Genomic DNA, 18569 nt, shown 5'->3' with positions numbered 1-18569 from the left:
CGCGAGGGGAGGGGACCGTGGAAGCCGAAATCACCCTCATCGTCGACGGTGCGAAGCACGATCTCACCGTGGACACCCGGACCACCGTGCTCGACGCGCTTCGCGAGCGGCTGGGGATCACCAGTCCGAAGAAGGGCTGCGACCACGGCCAGTGCGGCGCGTGCACCGTGCTGCTGGACGGTCGCCGGGTCAACAGCTGCCTGATGTTGGCGGTGGCCTACGACGGTGCCGACATCCGCACCGCCGACGGCCTGGCCGACGGCGACCTGCACCCGCTGCAACGGGCGTTCATCGAGCACGACGCGTTCCAATGCGGATATTGCACGCCTGGCCAGGTGGTTTCGGCAGTGGGCGCGCTGTGCGAAATGCGCGACGGCGAACCGAGCGCGGTCACTGCCGAAGAGGCCGGACTCGACGACGAGATCCGCGAGCGGATGAGCGGAAACCTGTGCCGCTGCGGCGCCTACGCCAACATCGTTCCGGCGATCGTGGAGGTGGCGCAGCCATGAAACCGTTCCGGTACCAGCACGTCGCCGACGTGGACGCCGCCGTCAGCACGCTCACCGAAGCACCCAACGCCGCGTTCCTGGCTGGTGGCACCAATCTGGTGGACCTGATGAAACTGGAGGTCGAAGTACCGGACGTGCTGGTGGACGTCCGGCGGCTGACCTCCGATCGCATCGAGGCGCACCCGGGCTTCGTGCGCATCGGCGCCTCGGTCACCAACAGCACCCTGGCGGCCGACCCGATGATCCGCGACCGGTTCCCGGTGCTGTCGCAGGCGGTGCTGGCGGGCGCATCGGGACAGCTGCGCAACCTGGCCACCACCGGCGGGAACCTGTTGCAGCGCACCAGGTGCGTGTACTTCCAGGACATCACCACGCCGTGCAACAAGCGCGAGCCGGGCACCGGGTGCTCGGCGCGGGAAGGCTTCCACCGCGAGCACGCGATACTCGGTGCCTCCGAATCGTGCATCGCCACGCACGCCTCCGACATGGCGGTGGCGCTGGTCGCGCTCGATGCGGTCGTCAACACCCGGGGCCCGCACGGCGAGCGGACCATTCCGCTGGTGGAGCTGCACCGGCTGCCCGGCGACGAGCCGGAGCGGGACACGATCCTGGAGCACGGTGAACTGATCACCTCGATCGACGTCCCGCTGCTGGAATACGCCGCGCATTCCCGCTACCGCAAGGCCCGGGACCGCGCTTCGTACGCCTTCGCGCTGGTGTCGGTGGCCGCGGTGCTCGACGCCCCGGACGACACCATCCGCGACGTGCGGTTGGCGTTGGGCGGTGTCGCGCACAAGCCGTGGCGCGCGACGCGGGCCGAGGCCGCGCTGCGCGGGGTCAGCGCCTGCACCGCGGCCTTCCGCGAGGCGGCCGACGCCGAACTCGCCGACGCCCGACCGCTGCCCGGCAACGAGTTCAAGATCCCGTTGGTGCGCAACATGATCGTCGGCATCCTCGCGGAGCTGCTGGGGGTGTCGCGATGACCACCACGACCAGCCTGATCGGCGCACCCATCGACCGCATCGACGGCGCCGAGAAGGTGCGTGGCGCCGCGCGGTACGCCGCCGAGCACCAGTTCGACCGGCCGGTGTACGTGTTCCCGCTGCAAGCCGACATCGCGCTGGGCCGGATCACCGGCATCGACACCGCCGAGGTGCGCACCGAACCGGGTGTGGTGGGCGTGCTGACCCACGAGAACGCGCCCCGGCTGGCCACCGACCAGGACGCCGAGCTGGCCATCCTGCAGTCGCCCGAGGTCGCGTTCCGGGGACAGCTCATCGGCGGCGTGCTGGCCGACAGCGCCGAGGTCGCCCGGCGCGCGGCGAGCCTGGTGCGGCTGAGCTACGAACAGCGCGCCCACGATGTCGCGCTGCACCCGGCCCGCCCGGACCTGGTCAAACCGGGGGAGCTCAACGGCGGGTTCCAGACCGACACCGCCGCCGGCGACGTCGACGGCGCGTGGGCCGCCGCACCGGTGCGGCTGGACGCCACCTACACCACACCGCAGGAGCACAACAACCCGCTGGAGCCGCACGCCACCATCGCCATCTTCTCCGACGGCGAGCTCACCCTCTACGACGCCACGCAGGGCGTGCACTGGGTGCGCGACGCCATCGCGGCGGTCTTCGGCATGGATCCGCACCGGGTGCACGTGGTCTGCCCGCACGTCGGCGGCGGCTTCGGCGCGAAAGGGCTGCCGCACGCGCACGTGGTGCTGGCCGCGATGGCCGCGCAGCTGGTCGCGCCGCGCCCGGTGAAGGTCGTGCTGACCCGGCAGCAGATGTTCTCGGTCGTCGGCTACCGCACCGGTACCATCCAGCGCATCCGCCTCGGCAGCGATTCCGCCGGGAAGTTGACCGCGATCAGCCACGACGTGGTGGAGCAGACCTCCCGGATCAAGGAGTTCGCCGAGCAGACCGCGGTGCCGACCCGCGTCATGTACGCCGCGCCGAACCGCCGCACCACCCACCGGCTGGTCGAACTCGACGTCCCGGTACCGACCTGGATGCGCGCGCCCGGCGAGGCGCCGGGCATGTTCGGCCTGGAAGCGGCCATGGATGAGATGGCCATCGCCTGCGGGCTGGATCCCGTCGAATTCCGCATCCGCAACGAGCCGGACACCGACCCCGAGACCGGTCGGCCGTTCTCCAGCCGCAACCTCGTCGCCTGCCTGCGCGAAGGCGCCGCCCGGTTCGGTTGGTGGGAGCGGGATCCGACGCCGCGCGCCCGCCGGGACGGACCCTGGCTGGTGGGCACCGGGGTGGCCGCCTCGACGTATCCGGTGTTCACCATGCCCGGCTCGCGGGCCACCATCCAGGCCCGACCGGACGGCCGCTACCGGGTGCTCATCGGCGCCGCCGACCTCGGCACCGGGGCGTGGACCGCGCTGACCCAGATCGCCGCCGATGCGCTGGACGTCGAGATGGACGACGTGATGTTGAGCATCGGTGACACCGATCTGCCGTACGCCTCCGGCGCGGGCGGCTCGACCGGGATCATGTGCTGGGGTTCGGCGATCGTGGACGCCGCCCGCCGACTGCGCGCTCAGCTGCCCAACGGCGAACCGATCCCCGACGAAGGCCTGGAGGTCACAGGGGCGATTCCGGACAACCCCTACACCGGGCAGCTGGCGATGCACAGCTTCGGCGCGCAGTTCGCCGAGGTCCGGGTGCGCACCGACACCGGGGAGGTGCGGGTGCCACGGCTGCTGGGGATCTTCGCGGTCGGCCGGATGATCAACGCCAAGACCGGTCGGTCCCAGCTGCTGGGCGGCATGACGATGGGGCTGTCGATGGCGCTGCACGAGCACAGCGTCGTCGACCCCCGGTTCGGACACGTGGTCAACCACGACTTCGCCGAGTACCACATCCCGACCAACGCCGACATCGGCAGCATCGAGGTGGACTGGATCGAGGAGTCCGATCCGTACGTGAACCCGATGGGCGCCAAGGGAATCGGCGAGCTCGGCATCGTGGGCACAGCAGCCGCGATCGCCAACGCCGCCTATCACGCCACCGGAATCCGAGTCCGAGACCTACCCATCACGCTGGACAAGTTCTTGACCTGACGGCCCGGAACCGGGGACCCGCCGGAAATCCAGCGCGCGGTGCGCGACGGCCGCGCCGGAGCGGGCACGCCCGCGTCGCCGCCGCAGCGCCTCCTGCACCAGCGTCGCCAGGGCGTACCGGGCGAGGTCGTGGCCGCGGCCGAACAGCCACGGAAGTCCCTTGGTGACCAGCCAGCCCAGGTGGTCGAAACGGCTCGCGCGCACGCCTCCGGAGGTCTCCAACGAGACCTCGCCCGGCACCGCCAGCCCGGCTGCCCGCAGCCGGTCGGCGAAGGCCGAGGCCAGCAGCCGGTGTCCGAGCTCGGACGGGTGCAACCGGTCGACGCTCCACGTCTCCGGCCGGTAGGCGCCCGGCATTCGATCCAGATCCACCACACCGACCGCGTGTTCCTCGGCGACCGCGTCCAAGATCCGGTTGAGCTCGCCGATCCGCCTGGCCAGCACCTGCCGCAGCGGTCCGGGCAGCCGGAAAACGCGGCCGTGGTCGTGGTACCGGATCGTCACGACGACCGCGCCAGCGGCGGTGAGGGCGCGCACGACGGCGCTCAGCTGCTGCCGCAACAGGGTCGCGTCGAAGTCGGACCGCATCGTGTCGTTCATCCCGACCATCAGCACGGCGGCATCCGGCGCGGTGCGCAACGCGACCGGGAGCTGGGCGTCGTGCACGCCCGCCACGCGCGCTCCGCTCGTCGCCAGGTTCGCCAGGCGCGCAGCTCCGACCGCATCGGCCAGCAGCGGCGCGAATCCGCGCCACCGACCACCGGCCACCGGGTCACCGATGCCCACGGCGACCGAGTCGCCGAGGACCGCGAGGGTGCGTACTTTTCGCGGACCGATCCAGTCCGCCGTGATCGCGTCCTGCACGCGATCATCGTGATGGGCATTCGTCCTGCGGTGGTAAGGCGGCGGTGACCAGCTGGCGACCGCTGGGCGAAGAATCGGCGGTGTTGGGCCATCAGAGTTAGTCGGGGCGGTAGGACTTGTCCGGCCAGAAGGGCCATTCCTCGAATCCCCGGCACTTCCCGTCCGCGGCGAACCGCAAGATCCACAGGTCCCGGTACTCCTGGGGAACCTGGCCGCCGTACCAGACTTCCACCCGCACGACCGCGGTGTCGCCGTCGACGGCCACCAGGCGGCTGGTCAGTTGGAACGCCTCGTCCGGCCCGCTGCGTTCGGCCTCCCACATCCGCGCGATCGCGGCCAAACCGGTGACGGGCGCCCGATAAGGCGCCTGCTGGTACGTCGCATCGGAGGTGAAGATCTCGGCGAGGACGTCGGTACCAGGAGTCCGCCACGCCCGCTCATACGCCGCAACCCACGCATGCACTCGCTCCCGCTCCATGCCCTGAAGAGTCTGCCACCCCCAACCCTCGCGCGCGGCGATATCTCCCTTCGGGTGAGCAGTGAAGGGCACCTTCGACCGACTATGCCGGTCAAAGGTGCCCTTCACTCGGGAAAATTCAACCGAAGGGACCCTTGTTCGGGTGGGGCTGCGGCTAGGGCTTGGGCGGCTACCGTGCGCAGTGGGCGGCCGAGGGATTTCGCGGCGGCTGCGACGTCTTCGTGTTCCGGCTTGGTGTGCCAGGGGCCGTGCTTCAGGCGGATTTCGTGGCCTTCGACGGTGACCGTGGTGGTGTGGCGGGGCAGGGCGAGGCGGTCCACCGCGTGGTGGCGGATGCCGAGGCTGCCCGTCTCGGAGAGGACCAGTTCGGTCAGCTCCGCCTGCTGCTCCGGTCGGCACAAGACGTGCAGCACGTGGGCCGGGCGGGACTTCTTCATCGTCGCCGGTGTCGTCCAGGCATCCGCCGCACCGGCCTCCAGGGCGCGGTCGATCAGGTGGCCCAGCACCTCGCCGGTGACATCGTCCACATTGCACTCCAGCACGACCATCGGCTCGACCCCTTCGGCGCCCAGCGGGACACCGAGCGTCGCCGAAAGCACGTTGGGGCGCTGGGGAAAGCGGCGCGTACCGGCGCCGTAGGCGGTGTCCCGCACGGTCATCGCCGGGGGAGGGGTGAACCGGGTCCCGATCGCGCGCAGCAGGGCGGCGCCGGTGGGCGTCACCGTCTCGCCCGGTAGGTCGGTGCCGACGACGGCCGCGCCGCGCAGCAGCTTCAGCGTCGCCGGGGCGGGCGCTGGCAGCACGCCGTGGCTGCACCGCACCGTTCCGCTGCCCAGCGCCAGCGGCGCGGAATGCACCGCGGTGACGCCCAACGCGTGCAGCGCGGCGGCCACTCCGACGGTGTCCACGACGGTGTCGAGCCCGCCGATCTCGTGCAGGTGCACGTCATCCGGGTGCTGGCCGTGCAGGGCGCCTTCCACCTCGGCGATCGCCCTGATGGCCGCGGTGGCCAGTTCCGCCACCGGCTCGGGCTGGGCCCCCTGGACGCGCGCGATGAGTTCCGAGGCGTGGCGCTCGGTGCTGGTGTCCTCGACGTCGACCACGGCCTTGGTCGCCGCGATGCCGTCCACCTGCACGGCCTCCGCGGACAGCCGCCAGCCCGCCAGCCCGGTCGACTCGACGGCCGCGCGCACCTGCTCCAGCGGTGCGCCGAGGCCGAGCAGCGCGCCGAGCAGCATGTCGCCGGAAACACCGGTGACCGGGTTGAGCCAGAGGATCATCGAGACCTCGTCACCGCATGCGCCAGCCGGTGCGCGGCCATCGCGGCGGAGAAACCGGAATCGATGTTGACCACGGTGACCCCCGCCGCGCAGGAGGTCAGCATGGCCAGCAGCGCCGTCACGCCCTCCAGCGCGGCGCCGTAGCCGGTGGAGGTGGGCACCGCGATCACCGGGCAGGCCACCAGGCCGCCGACGGCGCTGGCCAGCGCGCCTTCCATGCCCGCCACCACGATCACCGCGTCGGCCCGGTCGAGCACGTCGCGCACCGCCAGCAACCGGTGGATACCGGCGACCCCGACATCGCGGACCACCTCGACGGACAGCCCGATCGCGGTCGCCACCGCCTCGGCCTCGGCGGCCACCGGCCAGTCCGAGGTGCCCGCCGTGGTGATGCAGACCCGCAGCGAGCCGGGCGGAGCTGGGCGCCAAACCAGCAGTCGCGCGGTTTCGTGGTAGGTCCCGCCGGATACCTCGACCGCGGCGGCGACATCGGCTTCGACGCGGGTCACCAGCACCGGTCCGGCGCTCCGGCTGAGGAGTTCGGTGACGATGCCGGAGATCTCCGCCGGTTGCTTGCCGGGCGCGTAGACCACCTCGGGAAGTCCTTGCCGGGATTCCCGATCGGTGTCCACCCGCGCGTAGCCGAGGTCGGTGAAACCGGTCATGACGCGGTCCGGGTCGGCAGCAGCGGCAACAACACGTTCATCCGTCCACTTTGGAATCCAGCCAGGTCGAGCGCGCAGAACTCGAAACCGGCGCCGCGCACCACGCGGTCCAACTCGCCGTGCAGCGCCGCGGCGCGGTCGATGTCGGCGGCCGGTACCTCCAGGCGGGCCACGGTGCCCTGGCCGTGCACCCGCACCCGGCAGACCTCGAACCCCAGGCCGTGCACCGCCGCCTCGGCGCGCTCGATGCGGCCGAGCACTTCCGGCGTCACCGGATCGCCGTAGGCGACGCGCGACGCCAAGCAAGCCGCGGCCGGTTTGTCCGCAGTGGACAGACCGAGCTGCTGGCTGGCCCGCCGGACGGCGTGCTTGCTCAGCTCGGCATCCACCATCGGCGCGATGGCGCCGCGCTGCGCGGCGGCCTGCTGGCCCGGGCGATGATCGCCGAGGTCGTCCAGGTTGGTGCCCAGCGCGATGCGCGCACCCATCGTCGCGGCCAGCGGTTCGAGGGCGTCGAACAGGGCTGACTTGCAGTGGTAGCAACGGTTTCCGTCGTTGGCGGCGTACTCCGGCCGCTCCGCCTCGTCGGTGCAGACCTCGACGTGCGCGAAGCCGTGGCGGCGGGCGAAGGCCTTGGCCTGCTTGCGCTCCTCGGCCGCGAGGCTGGGCGAGACGGCGGTGGCCGCGAGCATTCGCGAGCCGAGCACCTCGTGCGCCACCACTGCCAGCAGCGCCGAATCAACCCCACCGGAGAACGCCACCACCAGCGCTTCCTCCGCGCCGAGCCGCTGTCGGAGCCGATCGAGTTCGGGGACGCTCACGGGGCCAACTCCTCTCCGGTGCCTGCCAGGTACGGGATCGTCTGCGGTCCCTCCGGCAGCACGCAGACCCGCGCCGCCGGTCCGACCACGGCGAGTTCGTCCAGCACGGCCTGCTCGACATCGGCGCAGTGCGCCAGGTGCGCCGACCGCAGCTCGTCGCGCGACAGGTAGTCGCTGCGCACCGCCACCCGCGCCTTGCTCTGGATCTTCGCCTGGATCTGCACCTGCCACTGGTCGGGCACGGTGTGCTCACGGGCCTCGATGTCGGCCAGCAGCCCCTGCGGCGACGCGGACGAGGCCAGCACCTCGCGGAACGAGCCGTGGTCGGGGAAGCCGTCCCGGCACTCGGCGGCGCAGATGATCAGCCCGCCCGGCTTGACGACCTTCGCCGCCGCCGACATCCCCTTGACCGCCTGGTACAGGTTCTGGTCCAGCGGATACCCGGAGTTGGTCGTCACCACCACGTCGAACGGCGCCGGGACCGGCCGCATCGCCAGCCGCTCGGCCGCCGCGCAGGCCGCCCGGTGCATCGGCAGCAGATCACCGGCGAACGCCTCGATGATCTGGTGCTCGCGGTTGAGGATCACGTCGAAGGCGAAGTCCACCCCGGTGCCCGCCGCGATGGCGCGCACGTCGTCGTGCACCGGGTTGCCGTCGATGACGCCCCAGGTGGCGTTCGGGTGCGCGATGCGCGCCGCGTCGTGCAGGGTCAGCACGGTGTCCAGGCCCGCCAGGCCCGGGGCCACCAGCTTGGGGCCGCCGCTGAACCCGGCGAAGAAGTGCGGTTCGACGAACCCGGTGGTGATCCGGACGTCGGCCGCCACCCACTCCCGGTTCAGCCACACCGGCACGTCGTTGCCGTACTTCCCGCGCCACACCAGCGAATCCGCGTCGCGTGCGTCGTGGTTGACCACCCGCACCGCGTCCACGACCTCGTCGCCGAGCATCTCGCGCAGCTCGTCGTCGGTGTTGGCGCGGTGCGTCCCGGTGGCCACCAGCAGCACCACGTCCGCGATCCGGATGATGCCGTCCAACTCGTCGAGCAGCGCCGGGATCATCAGGTGCCGGGGCTGTGGCCGGGTGCTGTCGCACAGCGACACCGCCACCGTCTGGCCCGGCCGCACCCGATCCCGCAGCGGCGGTCCCGCTACCGGGTTCCGCAGGGCCTTGCGCAGCATGGCGCGCTGGTCGGCGGCGCCGGGCCGGAACTGCGGCTCGACGACCGTGGTCTGCTCGCGCGGCAGTTCGACGTCCAGACCGGTCCGGCCGTAGGCCAAGCGCACCTGCACCGAGTCAGCCACGACCGGCCGCCCGCCGACGGGAAGACCTCACGAGTTGCATTGCGTTCCTCTGCATAACAGTCCGGGCAGGTGGTCTGACCAGACTCTAACCGGATTCGTCCCGGGATCCCATCCCCTCCACCGCCCCGGCGCTGGTCCGTGCGGCAGTGGACGGCGGGCGAAATCGCCACGCAGCGCCTCAGATGGCGGTCATGCCACCGTCCATGACGAAGGCGCTGCCATTGACGAACCTCGCCTCGTCCCCGGCGAGGAACGCGATGCCCGCCGCGACCTCTTCGGGGCTGCCCATCCGGCCGTCGAGCTGGCGTTGCTCCATCGCCTGCCGCGCGGCCTCCGGATCGGGCGCATCGGCCAGGATCTTGCCGATCCATTCGCTGGCCACCGTGCCGGGGCAGATCGCGTTGGCACGGACGCCCTGGTGCGCGTAGTCGACCGCGATGGAGCGGGTGAGCCCGATCACCCCGGCCTTGGACGCGCAGTAGGCGGCCCGGTTGCGGACCCCGACCACGCCCGCCACCGAGGCGACGTTGACGATGCAGCCGCCACCCGTCGCCAGCATCCGGGGCAGCACGATCCGGCAGGTCTCGAACAACGCGGTCAGGTTGATGCCGAGGACGGTGTCCCAATCCTCGCGGCTGGTCTCGGTGAGCGTCGCCGCGACGCCGACCCCGGCGATGTTGGCCAGCAGTTTCGGGGCGGCGCCGAAGTGCTGCTCGGCGCGCCGCACCGCGGCTTCGAAGGCCGCGGCGTCGCGCACGTCCAACGCGACCGGCAGCGCCTCGGATCCCGCTTCGGCCACCGCCGTCGCGGCGCGCTCGGTGCCTTCGGCGGCGATGTCCACGGCCACGATCCGGTAGCCGGAGGTGGCGAGCTTGACCGCGGTGGCGTAGCCGATGCCGGAACCGGCACCGGTGACGATCGCCGTGCGAACCTCGTTCATCGTGCGGGGTCCTCCCGAGTTGTCCAGTGTGGATGCGCCGTTTCGATGGTGCGGAGAAAACCGGTTTTCGCTGCCGCAGCCTATGCCGCCCAGGACCCGCGATGTCAAGGTCTGACCAACAGGAGACCGGTTTTCCGCTGCTATGGTCGGCGGCGTGACGAATCGGCAGGGACGGGCCCGGCTGGTCGACGTCGCCGAGCGGGCCGGGGTGACCAAGTCGGTCGTCTCCCGGGTGCTCAACGACGATCCGACGCTGTCGGCGCGGCCGGAGACCCGGCGGCGCGTGTTGGCCGCCGCCGCGGAGCTCGGTTACCGCGCGCATGCGGGCGCCCGCGCCCTGGCCGGTTCCAGCGCGCGGGCCATCGCGATGCTGATCCCGGACCTGACGAACCCGGTCTACGCGCGGATCCTGCGCGGCGCCTACCGGTGCGCCCGGCTGGCCGGGTACGTCGTGCTGGTCACCGAGGACGCCGAGGGGACCGAAGCCGACGAATCGATCACCGAGCTGGTCGCGGCCGGTCGGGTCGACGGGCTGCTGATCGCCTCGGCGCGCCCAGATCACCCGTTGCTGGCCGAACCGACGCTGGCCGACGTGCCGCACGTGTTCGTCAACCGTGGCGTGCCGGGCTCCGGGCGCAACGTGCTGATGGACGGCGCGCAGGCCAGCGCGGCGGCCGTGCGGCATCTGCTCGCGCACGGCCATCGGGCCATCGGCCACGTGGCCGGACCTGCCGAGATCGAGCCGTCGCAGGGCCGGGAACGGGGCTTCCACCAGGAAATGCGGGCGCACGAACTGGTGGGGTCGATGTCGCGCGGTGAGTTCACCGGGGCGGGTGGGGCGGCGGCCGCCATTCGGCTGCTCGCCGAGCACCCGGAGCTGACGGCCATCTACGTCAGCATGTTCAGCCAGGCCGTCGGGGTCGTGCACGCGATCCGGCAGAGCGGGCGGCGCATCCCCGAGGACGTGTCGGTGATCAGCTACGACGACCTGCCCTTCGCCGACTACCTGGAGCCACCGCTGACCACGGTGGCGATGCCGGTGCAGGACCTGGGCCAGGCGGCCGTCGGAGCGCTGCTGGCGCAGCTGCGCGGCGAAGCGCCGCACGACGTGTTGGTGCCCGCGACGCCGCAAGTCGTCGGACGCCGCTCGGTGTGCTTCAGCCGTGTGCCAGATGTACGCGTCTGACCAGGAGAAACCCGGTCATTGGCCGCTGCCGTAGGGTCGGGTGAGGATCTCCAGGATGTGGCCGTTGGGGTCGTCGAAGTAGACGCCGCGCCCGCCGTCACGGGTGTTGATCTGCCCCGGTTCCCGGTGCGCCGGGTCGGCCCAGTGCGCCAGCCCCTGCGCCTTGATCCGCCCGAAGATCTCGTCGAACTCCGCCTCGCTGACCAGGAACGCGTAGTGCTGCGAAGTGATCTCGCCGTCGGTCTCCAGGTAGTCCAGGGTGACGTCGTTGCTGGTCTGCACGCAGATGAACGGGCCGAAGGGCTCCGGCTCGGGCAGCCCCAGCAGGTCGGCCAGGAACCTGGCGGAGGCGACCTTGTCGGTGACTGCGACGATCGTGTGGTTCAGCTGAACAGCCATGATCTCGCTCGCTTTCCTCGTCGTTTCCGCGACGTGTCGAGGCTAGGAGCTATACCTAGGTCGAAGTCAATGGCTGTCGTGCTCGGCGCTGCGGGATCCGTCTCCCCGAAGCAACGGGATTGCCACTAAGGTGATCATCAGGAAACGGATGGAGGCGCTGTCATGGAACGGCAGGACGATTCCGGTTTGTCGTCGATCGACATGAACAGGCCCAGCGTCGCGCGGATGTACGACTACTACCTGGGCGGCAAGGACAATTACCAGGTCGACCGCGACGCCGTCGAGCGGGTGGCCCAGGCCATGCCGGAAATCCGCCAGCTCGCCCAGGAGAACCGGGCGTTCCTGCGGCGCGCGGTGCGGTACATGGCCCGCCAAGGGGTCAAGCAGTTCATCGACATCGGCTCGGGTCTGCCCACCGTCGGCAACACGCACGAGATCGCGCAGGAGATCAACCCGGATGCCCGCGTGGTCTACGTCGACAACGACCCGATCGTTCTCGCGCACGGTCGCGCCCTGCTGGCCTCCGACGACAACACCACCGTGGTCACCGCCGACATGCACCGCCCAGCCGAAGTGCTCGAACATCCCGAGACGGCCAGGCTGATCGACTTCGACGAACCCGTCGCCGTGCTCATGATCGCCATGGTGCACTTCCTGACGGTCGAGGAACGTCCCGCGGTCATGGGCCAGTTGCGCGCCGTCCTGGCTTCCGGCAGTCACATCGCGGCCACCCACGTCACCACGGATGACAAATCACCGGACGCGGTCGCTCAGATCGAGTCGGTCTACGCGGCCACCCCGACCCCCATCTACTTCCGCGACCACACCGAGATCGGCCGCTTCTTCGACGGCTTCGACCTCGTCGACCCAGGTCTGGTCACCATCGACGGCTGGCAGCCCGACCCGATCGACCCGGGACCGGAAGCCACCGGCTGGCTGTACGGAGCCGTCGGCCGCAAGAGCTGAGAGTTGCAGTTGACCCGGTGCGGCCACTCCTGAAGTCGACGCGGCCCGGGATCCACTGGGCGACCAGGGCTCCGCGATCCTGGTGCGCGCCAAGGTGAACGTCTTGACGATCTGCGCGGCCGGTCTTCGTGATTTCCGCTGTCGGAGACGATTTCCCCGGACCGGTCTGACATCGCCGGATTCGGCGGGGTAGGGTGTCGCCGAACTATCCACGCGGGAGCTCGGGCGCACCGGGCTGAGAGGGTGGCACCACACGCGCCACCGACCGCTGAACCTGTCCGGGTAATTCCGGCGTAGGGAGCTGTTGATGGCCCTTGATGTCGATCGTTCCGAAGTTCCGCACACTCTCGACGAACCCGCACCCAAGACGCTCGGTGTGCTCGACCAGGGCGCGTTCTGGGGCAACCTCGGGGTCAGCCTGCTCGGTTTCAGCGGCGCGCTGGCCGTGCTCGCCCCCAGCGGTGTGCCGCAGTTGTCGTTCCTCGCCGCGGTGGTGGCGTGCGTGGTCGGGACCGTGCTGGGCAGCGTCATGGTCGGCATCGCGGCGATTCCCGGTGCGCGCACCGGGGCGCCGTCGATGATGTTGCTGCGCGGGCTTTTCGGCACCAAGCTGTCGTACCTGCCGACCGTGCTGAACATCCTGCAGCTGGTCGGTTGGGGCACCTTCGAGCTGCTGGTGATCGCGCAGGGTACGGCGGCGTTGTTCGGCGGCGGTCCGCAGTGGCTGTACGTGCTGGTGGCCGGGGTGCTGACCACCGCGCTCACGCTGCGCCCGCTCGGTGCGCTGCGGTTGTTGCGCCGCTACGTGAGCATCGCGGTGGCGATCGCGATGGTGTACTTCTTCGTCCAACTGCTGCGCCACCCGCTGCCGGAGCTGAACAATGGTTCCTGGCAAGGGTTTTGGCCCGGTGCGGACGCCGCGCTGGCGGTCGCGGTGTCCTGGATCCCGGTCGCCTCGGACTACTCGCGGCACTCGAAGTCCGCGGCTGGCGCGTTCACCGCTGCCACGGTGGGTTATTCGGTCACCCAGATCGCTTGCTACCTGTTGGGGTTGCTCGGGTTGGCGTTGGTCGGCGGCGATGCGGACAAGGCGTTCGATCCGCTGCTCGCGGTGCCGCTCGGGGTGATCTTCTTCGGGATCCTGGTGTTGCGCGAGGTGGACCAGTCCTTCGCCGACACCTACTCGACGGCGGTGTCGATCCAGAACCTGCGGCCCAGCACGGATCGTCGGGTGCTGAGCGTGGCCGTCGGTGTGGTGACGACGTTGTTGGCGCTGACCCTGGACATCGCCCAGTTCTCGAACTTCCTGCTGCTGATCGGATCGGTTTTCGTGCCGCTGTTCGGGGTGCTGGCGGTGGATTACTTCCTGCCCGGCCGCCGCCAGAGCTGGGACCTGTCCGCGCACGCCCCGTCCCGGTGGGGGATGCTGGTGGCCTGGCTGCTGGGTTTCGTGGTGTTCCAGCTGATCAACCCCGGCGAACTCGGCTGGTGGACGGACCTCTGGACCAACCTCCAAGCCCTCCTCACCTTCACCCCACCAACCTGGCTCAGCGCCTCCCTCGCATCATTCCTAACCGCAGCAATAGCAGCCGCGATAATCGGCACAGCCACCCGCCGCACCCACAAGCCATAACCGAGTGAAGGGCACCTTCGACCGACTAAGCCGGTCAAAGGTGCCCTTCACCCCTCACTCGAACGAGAGCCGGGCGCTAGTCGTCGCTCGGGATGGGTGGAATGGGGTTAGTGGTCGCGGTGGGTTACCAGTTGGGCCAGGGCGCTCAGTTCTTCGGCTGCTCGTGGGCTGGGGTCGCAGCGGCGGAGGTCGCTGAGGGCCGCGGCGAGTAGTTCGTCGGCTTGGTTCTGGCTCCAGGTGCGGCCACCGGCCAGGGCGATCAGCTCGGCGCATTGGGCCAGTTCGCTGCCGGACAGCGGCTGGTCGCGGAGGTAGAGGGCGGCCAGCCGCTGACCGGCGGGCATGCCGGAGGTCAGCGCGGAAACCACCGGCAGGGTCTTCTTGCGGGTGCGCAGGTCGGAGAACACCGGTTTGCCGGTGATCGCCGGATCGCCCCAGATGCCCAGCAGATCGTCGACGTGCTGGAAGGCCAGCCCCAGCCGCTCGCCGAAGCTGCGCAGCCGGGTGATCTGCGTGCCCTTGCCGCCGCCGAACAACGCGCCCAGCGCACACGCGCAGCCCAGCAGCGCCCCGGTCTTGTCGCGGGCCATGCGTTGGCATTCCGCCAGATCGACGTCCCGGCGTTCCTCGAAGTCGAGGTCCGCGATCTGCCCGTTGATCAGGTTCAGCACGGCGGTGCTCAACGTCCGCACCGCGTTGGCGGCCTCGGGATGCCGACATCCGCCCAACACGTCGGCGGCCAGCGCCAGCAGCGCATCCCCGGCGAGGATCGCCGAACCGCTGCCGAACACCGTCCACGCGGTGGGTCGATGGCGCCGGGTGACGTCGCCGTCCAGCACGTCGTCGTGCAGCAGCGAGAAGTTGTGCACCAGCTCCACCGCGACGGCGGCGGGCACCGCCGAGGCGGCATCACCGCCGACGGAGGTGGCGGCGAGCAGCACCATCGCGGGTCGCAGCGCCTTGCCGCGGTCGGCGCGGACCGGGTTGCCGCGCTCGTCCCACCACCCGAAGTGGTAGCCGGTGATCTGCTGCATGCGGGTGGGCAACCGGTCGACCGCGGCCCGCAAGGCGGGCTCGACCATCGCGCGGCTACGTGTCAACGCCTCGTAGGCCGTGCCCGCCTTGTTGGCGTCGTGCTGAATGGTGGCCATCCGATTTCCCTTCGAACAGGCGAATTTCTTCACAGGTCGTGTTGTGCGGCTGGGCGCCGATTGGGGACGCGGTGTCAGCGGGCGATTTCGACGTGTTCGAGGACACCGAGCGCGTCCGGTACCAGGACTGCGGCGGAGAAGTAGGCGCTGACCAGGTACGAGATCACCGCTTGTTCGCTGATGCCGGTGAACTGGACGCTGAGCCCGGGGCGGTGCTCGTCCGGGATGCCGGTTTGCCGCAACCCGATGACGCCGTGGTCTTCCTCGCCGGTGCGCATCGCCAGGATCGAACTGGTGCCGGTTGCGCTGATCGGGATCTTGTCGCTGGGCAGCACCGGTACGCCCCGCCAGGCGTGCACGTGGCGGCCCTGCACCTGCGTGGTCTGCGGGTAGATGCCGCGGCGGTTGCACTCCCTACCGAAGGCAGCGATGGTCTTCGGGTGGGCCAGGAAGAACCGCGTTTTGCGGCGCCTGGAAAGCAGTTCGTCGAGGTCGTCGGGGGTGGGTGGGCCGGTGCGGGTGTGGATGCGCTGCCGCAGGTCGGCGTTGTGCAGCAAGCCGAAGTCGCGGTTGTTGATCAGCTCGTGCTCTTGGCGTTCGCGCAGTGCCTCGATGGTCAGCCGCAACTGCTGCTCGGTCTGGTTCATCGGTTGGTTGTAGAGGTCGGCGACCCGGGTGTGCACCTGGAGGACGGTTTGCGCCACGCTGAGTTCGTACTCGCGGGGCGCGAGTTCGTAGTCCACATAGGTCCCGGCCAGCTTCGGTTCTCCGGAGTGCCCGGAGACGATATCGATGTCGGCTTCGCCATGCTTGTTCCGCGGGGGTGCGGAACTGGCGTGGATCGCCGCAATGTGCGTTCGCAGCCGCTCGAACTGGTTGTTCACCTCCAGCAATGCCTGGCGGCTGAGCGTCAGCGCGGTGCACGGCGTGCTGGCCATGAAGCTGCTGTCCCATGTGGACTGATCGGTGGTCAGCACCTGCCCGCCGAAGAACTCGCCGTCGGCGAGCACACCGAGCACCGCGTCATCGCCGTATTCACCGGTGCCGATGCGGGACACCTTGCCGTGCGCGATGAGCACCAGCTGGCCTACGGGCCGTCCGGCGGTCGCGATCACCTGACCTGCCTCGAATTCCTGCTGCACGAACCGGTCGGCCAACGCGATCAGCGCCGCGTCGTCGTCCAATCCGCGCAGCAGGGGGATTTCGCGCAGTTCCTGCGGGACCACCCGCACCTGGGCACCGGTGTTGGTGAAGGTGATCCGCCCGTCTCCGATGGCGAAGGCCAACCGGCGGTTGACCCGGTAGGTTCCCGCCGAGAGGTCCACCCACGGCAGCATGCGCAGTAGCCAGCGCGAACTGGTGCCCTGCATCTGCGGCTCGGACTTGGTCGTCGTCGACAGATTCCGCGCTGCCGAGGTGCTCAGTGCGGTCTGTGCCGGGACGCCGAGATCCGGCTCTGTGACAGTCACGATGACTACTCCCTGAGGTGCGTCGGGGCGGAACTCGGGGGGTCAGCTATCCCGACCGAGTTCGACGTGTTCGAGCACCCCGATCGCGTCGGGCACCAGGACGGCGGCCGAGTAGTAGGCGCTGACGAGGTAGGAGATGACCGCCTGCTCGTTGATTCCCATGAACCGCACCGAAAGGCCGGGCCGGTACTCGTCGGGAATGCCGGTCTGGTGCAGGCCGATGACGCCCTGGTTCTGCTCGCCGACGCGCATCAGCAGGATGGAGCTGGTGCGGGTCTTGCTGACGTGCAGCTTGTTGCACGGCAGGATCGGCACGCCGCGCCAGGCCGGTACCTGGTGGCCGAGCAGGTCGACGCTCTGCGGGTAGACGCCGCGACGGCTGCACTCCTGCCCGAACGCCGCGATGGTGCGCGGGTGGGCCAGGAAATATCCCGGTTCCTTCCACACCAGCGTCAGCAGTTCGTCGAGGTCGTCGGGGGTGGGTGGGCCGGTGCGGGTGTGGATGCGCTGCCGCAGGTCGGCGTTGTGCAGCAAGCCGAAGTCGCGGTTGTTGATCAGCTCGTGCTCTTGGCGTTCGCGCAGTGCCTCGATGGTCAGCCGCAACTGCTGCTCGGTCTGGTTCATCGGTTGGTTGTAGAGGTCGGCGACCCGGGTGTGCACCTGGAGGACGGTTTGCGCCACGCTGAGTTCGTACTCGCGGGGCGCGAGTTCGTAGTCCACATAGGTCCCCGAAAGTGCTGGCTCGCCTTCGTGCCCGGAGGCGATCTCGATGTCCGCCTCGCCGTGCGGGTTGTGCGGACGCGACGGGCCCGACAGCACCTGTCGCAGATGCTCGCGCAGCGGTTCGGACTGGCCGTTCATCTCCTGGAAGCTCTGCTGCCGCAAGGTGAGCACGGTGCACGGCGTGACCGCCCGGAAGGTCGTGTCCCAGGTCGCGGACTCGCCGGTGAGGACCTGCGCGCCGAAGTACTCGCCGTCGGCCAGCACGCGCAGCACCGTTTCGTCGCCGTACTCGCCGGTGCCGATCTTGTTGACCTTGCCGTGCGCGATCAGGATCAGCTGGTCCGCTGGCTGCCCCGCAGTGGCGATCACCTGGCCCGGGGTGAATTCCTGCTGCACGAACCGGTCGGCCAACGCGCGAAGCGCGGCGTCGTCGTCGAATCCTTGCAGCAGCGGGAGTTCGCGCAGTTCCTGCGGGACGATCCGCACGTTGGCGCCGGTGTTGGTGAAGGTGACCCGGCCGTCGCCGAGGGCGTAGCTAAGCCGTCGGTTGACCCGATACGTGCCGCCGTTGGCCTGCACCCACGGCAGCATGCGCAACAGCCAGCGCGAAGTGATGCCCTGCATCTGCGGGGCGGATTTGGTCGTGGTGGCCAGGTTCCGCGCCGCCGCGGTGTTGAGGCTCAGTTGCGGCGACTCGGCTTCGTCGGTGTTGATCGGTTCCGTCGCAGTCACGCCAATACCACCAATCATCTTGGTTCGCGCATCTTGGTTCACGGAGCTCGGCGGAAAAAGTCGAATCGTGATTGTCGAAGAATTGCCGATGTCGGAATGCGAATGATCGCCAGCGCCGGTTCTGCGACGCCCTTTTCCCTACCGACGGCGACGTTAGCATCGTCGATCTCGGCCGTACAGTCACCCAAAAGTGCAGCTTGTATCGGTCAAGACCGATAACCTGGTAGGCCGTTGAGATCACCTGAAATGCCGCTTGTGCGAAACGCTGCGTAATCAGCATTGGCGGCTCGTGTCAATATTCGACCGATGCTGATACCGCTTGTACCAAACTAAAGTTGGTGGTTCGGAACATTCCCCGAGTGGGTTGCTCCGGCCGGGCGATGAA

Annotated in this window: 17 protein-coding genes and 1 riboswitch; of the genes, 6 read left to right on the top strand and 11 right to left on the bottom strand. The window is 69.6% G+C overall.

What is annotated here, in order from left to right; all coding sequences use genetic code 11:
• Positions 1-17: 17 nt before the first annotated feature.
• From ACTWQN_RS36570 to ACTWQN_RS36560, 3 genes are read left to right on the top strand one after another with little or no spacing between them, the layout of a single operon-like run.
• Entirely contained in the window at positions 18-509 is a 492-nt protein-coding gene (locus ACTWQN_RS36570; protein ID WP_443208255.1) for a (2Fe-2S)-binding protein, read from the top strand.
• Positions 506-1492, top strand: coding sequence for an FAD binding domain-containing protein (locus ACTWQN_RS36565; protein WP_443208254.1), 987 nt, complete (start codon positions 506-508; stop codon positions 1490-1492). Before ACTWQN_RS36570 ends, ACTWQN_RS36565 begins: the two co-directional genes overlap by 4 nt.
• Entirely contained in the window at positions 1489-3576 is a 2088-nt protein-coding gene (locus ACTWQN_RS36560) for a xanthine dehydrogenase family protein molybdopterin-binding subunit (RefSeq protein ID WP_443208253.1), read from the top strand. Before ACTWQN_RS36565 ends, ACTWQN_RS36560 begins: the two co-directional genes overlap by 4 nt.
• Here ACTWQN_RS36560 and ACTWQN_RS36555 read toward each other — a convergent pair.
• The 7 genes from ACTWQN_RS36555 to ACTWQN_RS36525 all read right to left on the bottom strand — a co-directional run bounded on the left by ACTWQN_RS36555 (position 3544) and on the right by ACTWQN_RS36525 (position 9925).
• Positions 3544-4440, bottom strand: a complete 897-nt coding sequence (locus tag ACTWQN_RS36555; RefSeq protein ID WP_443208252.1) for an SGNH/GDSL hydrolase family protein — start codon at positions 4438-4440, stop codon at positions 3544-3546. The genes ACTWQN_RS36560 and ACTWQN_RS36555 overlap by 33 nt on opposite strands.
• Positions 4441-4537: 97 nt before the next feature.
• Positions 4538-4903: a YybH family protein gene (locus ACTWQN_RS36550; protein ID WP_443208251.1), complete on the bottom strand. Its 366-nt coding sequence runs from the start codon at positions 4901-4903 to the stop codon at positions 4538-4540.
• A 119-nt stretch (positions 4904-5022) separates the two neighbouring features.
• Positions 5023-6198 carry a nickel pincer cofactor biosynthesis protein LarC gene (gene larC, locus ACTWQN_RS36545; RefSeq protein ID WP_443208250.1) on the bottom strand — a complete coding sequence of 392 codons (1176 nt, stop codon included), beginning with the start codon at positions 6196-6198 and terminating at the stop codon, positions 5023-5025.
• Positions 6195-6863, bottom strand: a complete 669-nt coding sequence (gene larB / locus ACTWQN_RS36540) for a nickel pincer cofactor biosynthesis protein LarB (protein WP_443208249.1) — start codon at positions 6861-6863, stop codon at positions 6195-6197. The genes larC and larB overlap by 4 nt, the downstream gene beginning before the upstream one ends.
• On the bottom strand, positions 6860-7684 hold the full coding sequence (gene larE, locus ACTWQN_RS36535; RefSeq protein ID WP_443208248.1) for an ATP-dependent sacrificial sulfur transferase LarE: 825 nt from the start codon (positions 7682-7684) through the stop codon (positions 6860-6862). The genes larB and larE overlap by 4 nt, the downstream gene beginning before the upstream one ends.
• The gene (gene larA, locus ACTWQN_RS36530; protein ID WP_443208247.1) at positions 7681-8985 is read right to left on the bottom strand and encodes a nickel-dependent lactate racemase; all 1305 of its coding nucleotides are present in this window, start codon (positions 8983-8985) and stop codon (positions 7681-7683) included. The genes larE and larA overlap by 4 nt, the downstream gene beginning before the upstream one ends.
• 178 nt (positions 8986-9163) lie before the next feature.
• A complete protein-coding gene (locus ACTWQN_RS36525) occupies positions 9164-9925 on the bottom strand; it encodes an SDR family NAD(P)-dependent oxidoreductase (RefSeq protein ID WP_443208246.1) in 762 nt (253 codons plus the stop codon).
• A gap of 154 nt (positions 9926-10079) precedes the next feature.
• Here ACTWQN_RS36525 and ACTWQN_RS36520 point away from each other — a divergent pair, with 154 nt between their 5' ends.
• A complete protein-coding gene (locus ACTWQN_RS36520) occupies positions 10080-11111 on the top strand; it encodes a LacI family DNA-binding transcriptional regulator (protein WP_443208245.1) in 1032 nt (343 codons plus the stop codon).
• 15 nt (positions 11112-11126) lie between these two features.
• Here ACTWQN_RS36520 and ACTWQN_RS36515 read toward each other — a convergent pair whose 3' ends face one another.
• A complete protein-coding gene (locus tag ACTWQN_RS36515) occupies positions 11127-11510 on the bottom strand; it encodes a VOC family protein (protein WP_443208244.1) in 384 nt (127 codons plus the stop codon).
• A 162-nt stretch (positions 11511-11672) separates the two neighbouring features.
• On the opposite strand from ACTWQN_RS36515, the gene ACTWQN_RS36510 reads away from it, so the two are divergent.
• Positions 11673-12476, top strand: coding sequence for an SAM-dependent methyltransferase (locus ACTWQN_RS36510; RefSeq protein WP_443208243.1), 804 nt, complete (start codon positions 11673-11675; stop codon positions 12474-12476).
• Between the two features lie 203 nt (positions 12477-12679).
• A riboswitch (TPP riboswitch) is annotated at positions 12680-12793 on the top strand.
• Complete coding sequence (locus ACTWQN_RS36505) at positions 12784-14109, top strand: purine-cytosine permease family protein (protein ID WP_443208242.1); 1326 nt, start codon at positions 12784-12786, stop codon at positions 14107-14109. (Overlaps the previous riboswitch by 10 nt.)
• A 107-nt stretch (positions 14110-14216) precedes the next feature.
• Here the strand turns inward: ACTWQN_RS36505 and ACTWQN_RS36500 are convergent, their stop codons facing one another.
• From ACTWQN_RS36500 to ACTWQN_RS36490, 3 genes are all read right to left on the bottom strand, one after another.
• Entirely contained in the window at positions 14217-15260 is a 1044-nt protein-coding gene (locus tag ACTWQN_RS36500) for a family 2 encapsulin nanocompartment cargo protein polyprenyl transferase (protein ID WP_443208241.1), read from the bottom strand.
• Positions 15261-15334: 74 nt separating this feature from the next.
• On the bottom strand, positions 15335-16729 hold the full coding sequence (locus ACTWQN_RS36495; protein ID WP_443208240.1) for a family 2B encapsulin nanocompartment shell protein: 1395 nt from the start codon (positions 16727-16729) through the stop codon (positions 15335-15337).
• Positions 16730-16771: 42 nt separating this feature from the next.
• Positions 16772-18184 carry a family 2B encapsulin nanocompartment shell protein gene (locus tag ACTWQN_RS36490; RefSeq protein ID WP_443208239.1) on the bottom strand — a complete coding sequence of 471 codons (1413 nt, stop codon included), beginning with the start codon at positions 18182-18184 and terminating at the stop codon, positions 16772-16774.
• Between the last annotated feature and the right edge of the window lie 385 nt (positions 18185-18569).

The organism is Saccharopolyspora antiqui, from assembly GCF_052246905.1.
GTDB lineage: Bacteria > Actinomycetota > Actinomycetes > Mycobacteriales > Pseudonocardiaceae > Saccharopolyspora.
This window is presented reverse-complemented; position numbering and strand designations above follow the sequence as displayed.

Bases quoted from the DNA above. Each gene is read 5' to 3' on its own strand.
- ACTWQN_RS36510 (WP_443208243.1), top strand. From the start codon at position 11,673: ATGGAACGGCAGGACGATTCCGGTTTGTCGTCGATCGACATGAACAGG.
- ACTWQN_RS36505 (WP_443208242.1), top strand. From the start codon at position 12,784: ATGGCCCTTGATGTCGATCGTTCCGAAGTTCCGCACACTCTCGACGAA.
- ACTWQN_RS36500 (WP_443208241.1), bottom strand. From the start codon at position 15,260: ATGGCCACCATTCAGCACGACGCCAACAAGGCGGGCACGGCCTACGAG.
- ACTWQN_RS36560 (WP_443208253.1), top strand. From the start codon at position 1,489: ATGACCACCACGACCAGCCTGATCGGCGCACCCATCGACCGCATCGAC.
- larB (WP_443208249.1), bottom strand. From the start codon at position 6,863: ATGACCGGTTTCACCGACCTCGGCTACGCGCGGGTGGACACCGATCGG.
- larC (WP_443208250.1), bottom strand. From the start codon at position 6,198: ATGATCCTCTGGCTCAACCCGGTCACCGGTGTTTCCGGCGACATGCTG.
- ACTWQN_RS36515 (WP_443208244.1), bottom strand. From the start codon at position 11,510: ATGGCTGTTCAGCTGAACCACACGATCGTCGCAGTCACCGACAAGGTC.
- ACTWQN_RS36565 (WP_443208254.1), top strand. From the start codon at position 506: ATGAAACCGTTCCGGTACCAGCACGTCGCCGACGTGGACGCCGCCGTC.
- ACTWQN_RS36525 (WP_443208246.1), bottom strand. From the start codon at position 9,925: ATGAACGAGGTTCGCACGGCGATCGTCACCGGTGCCGGTTCCGGCATC.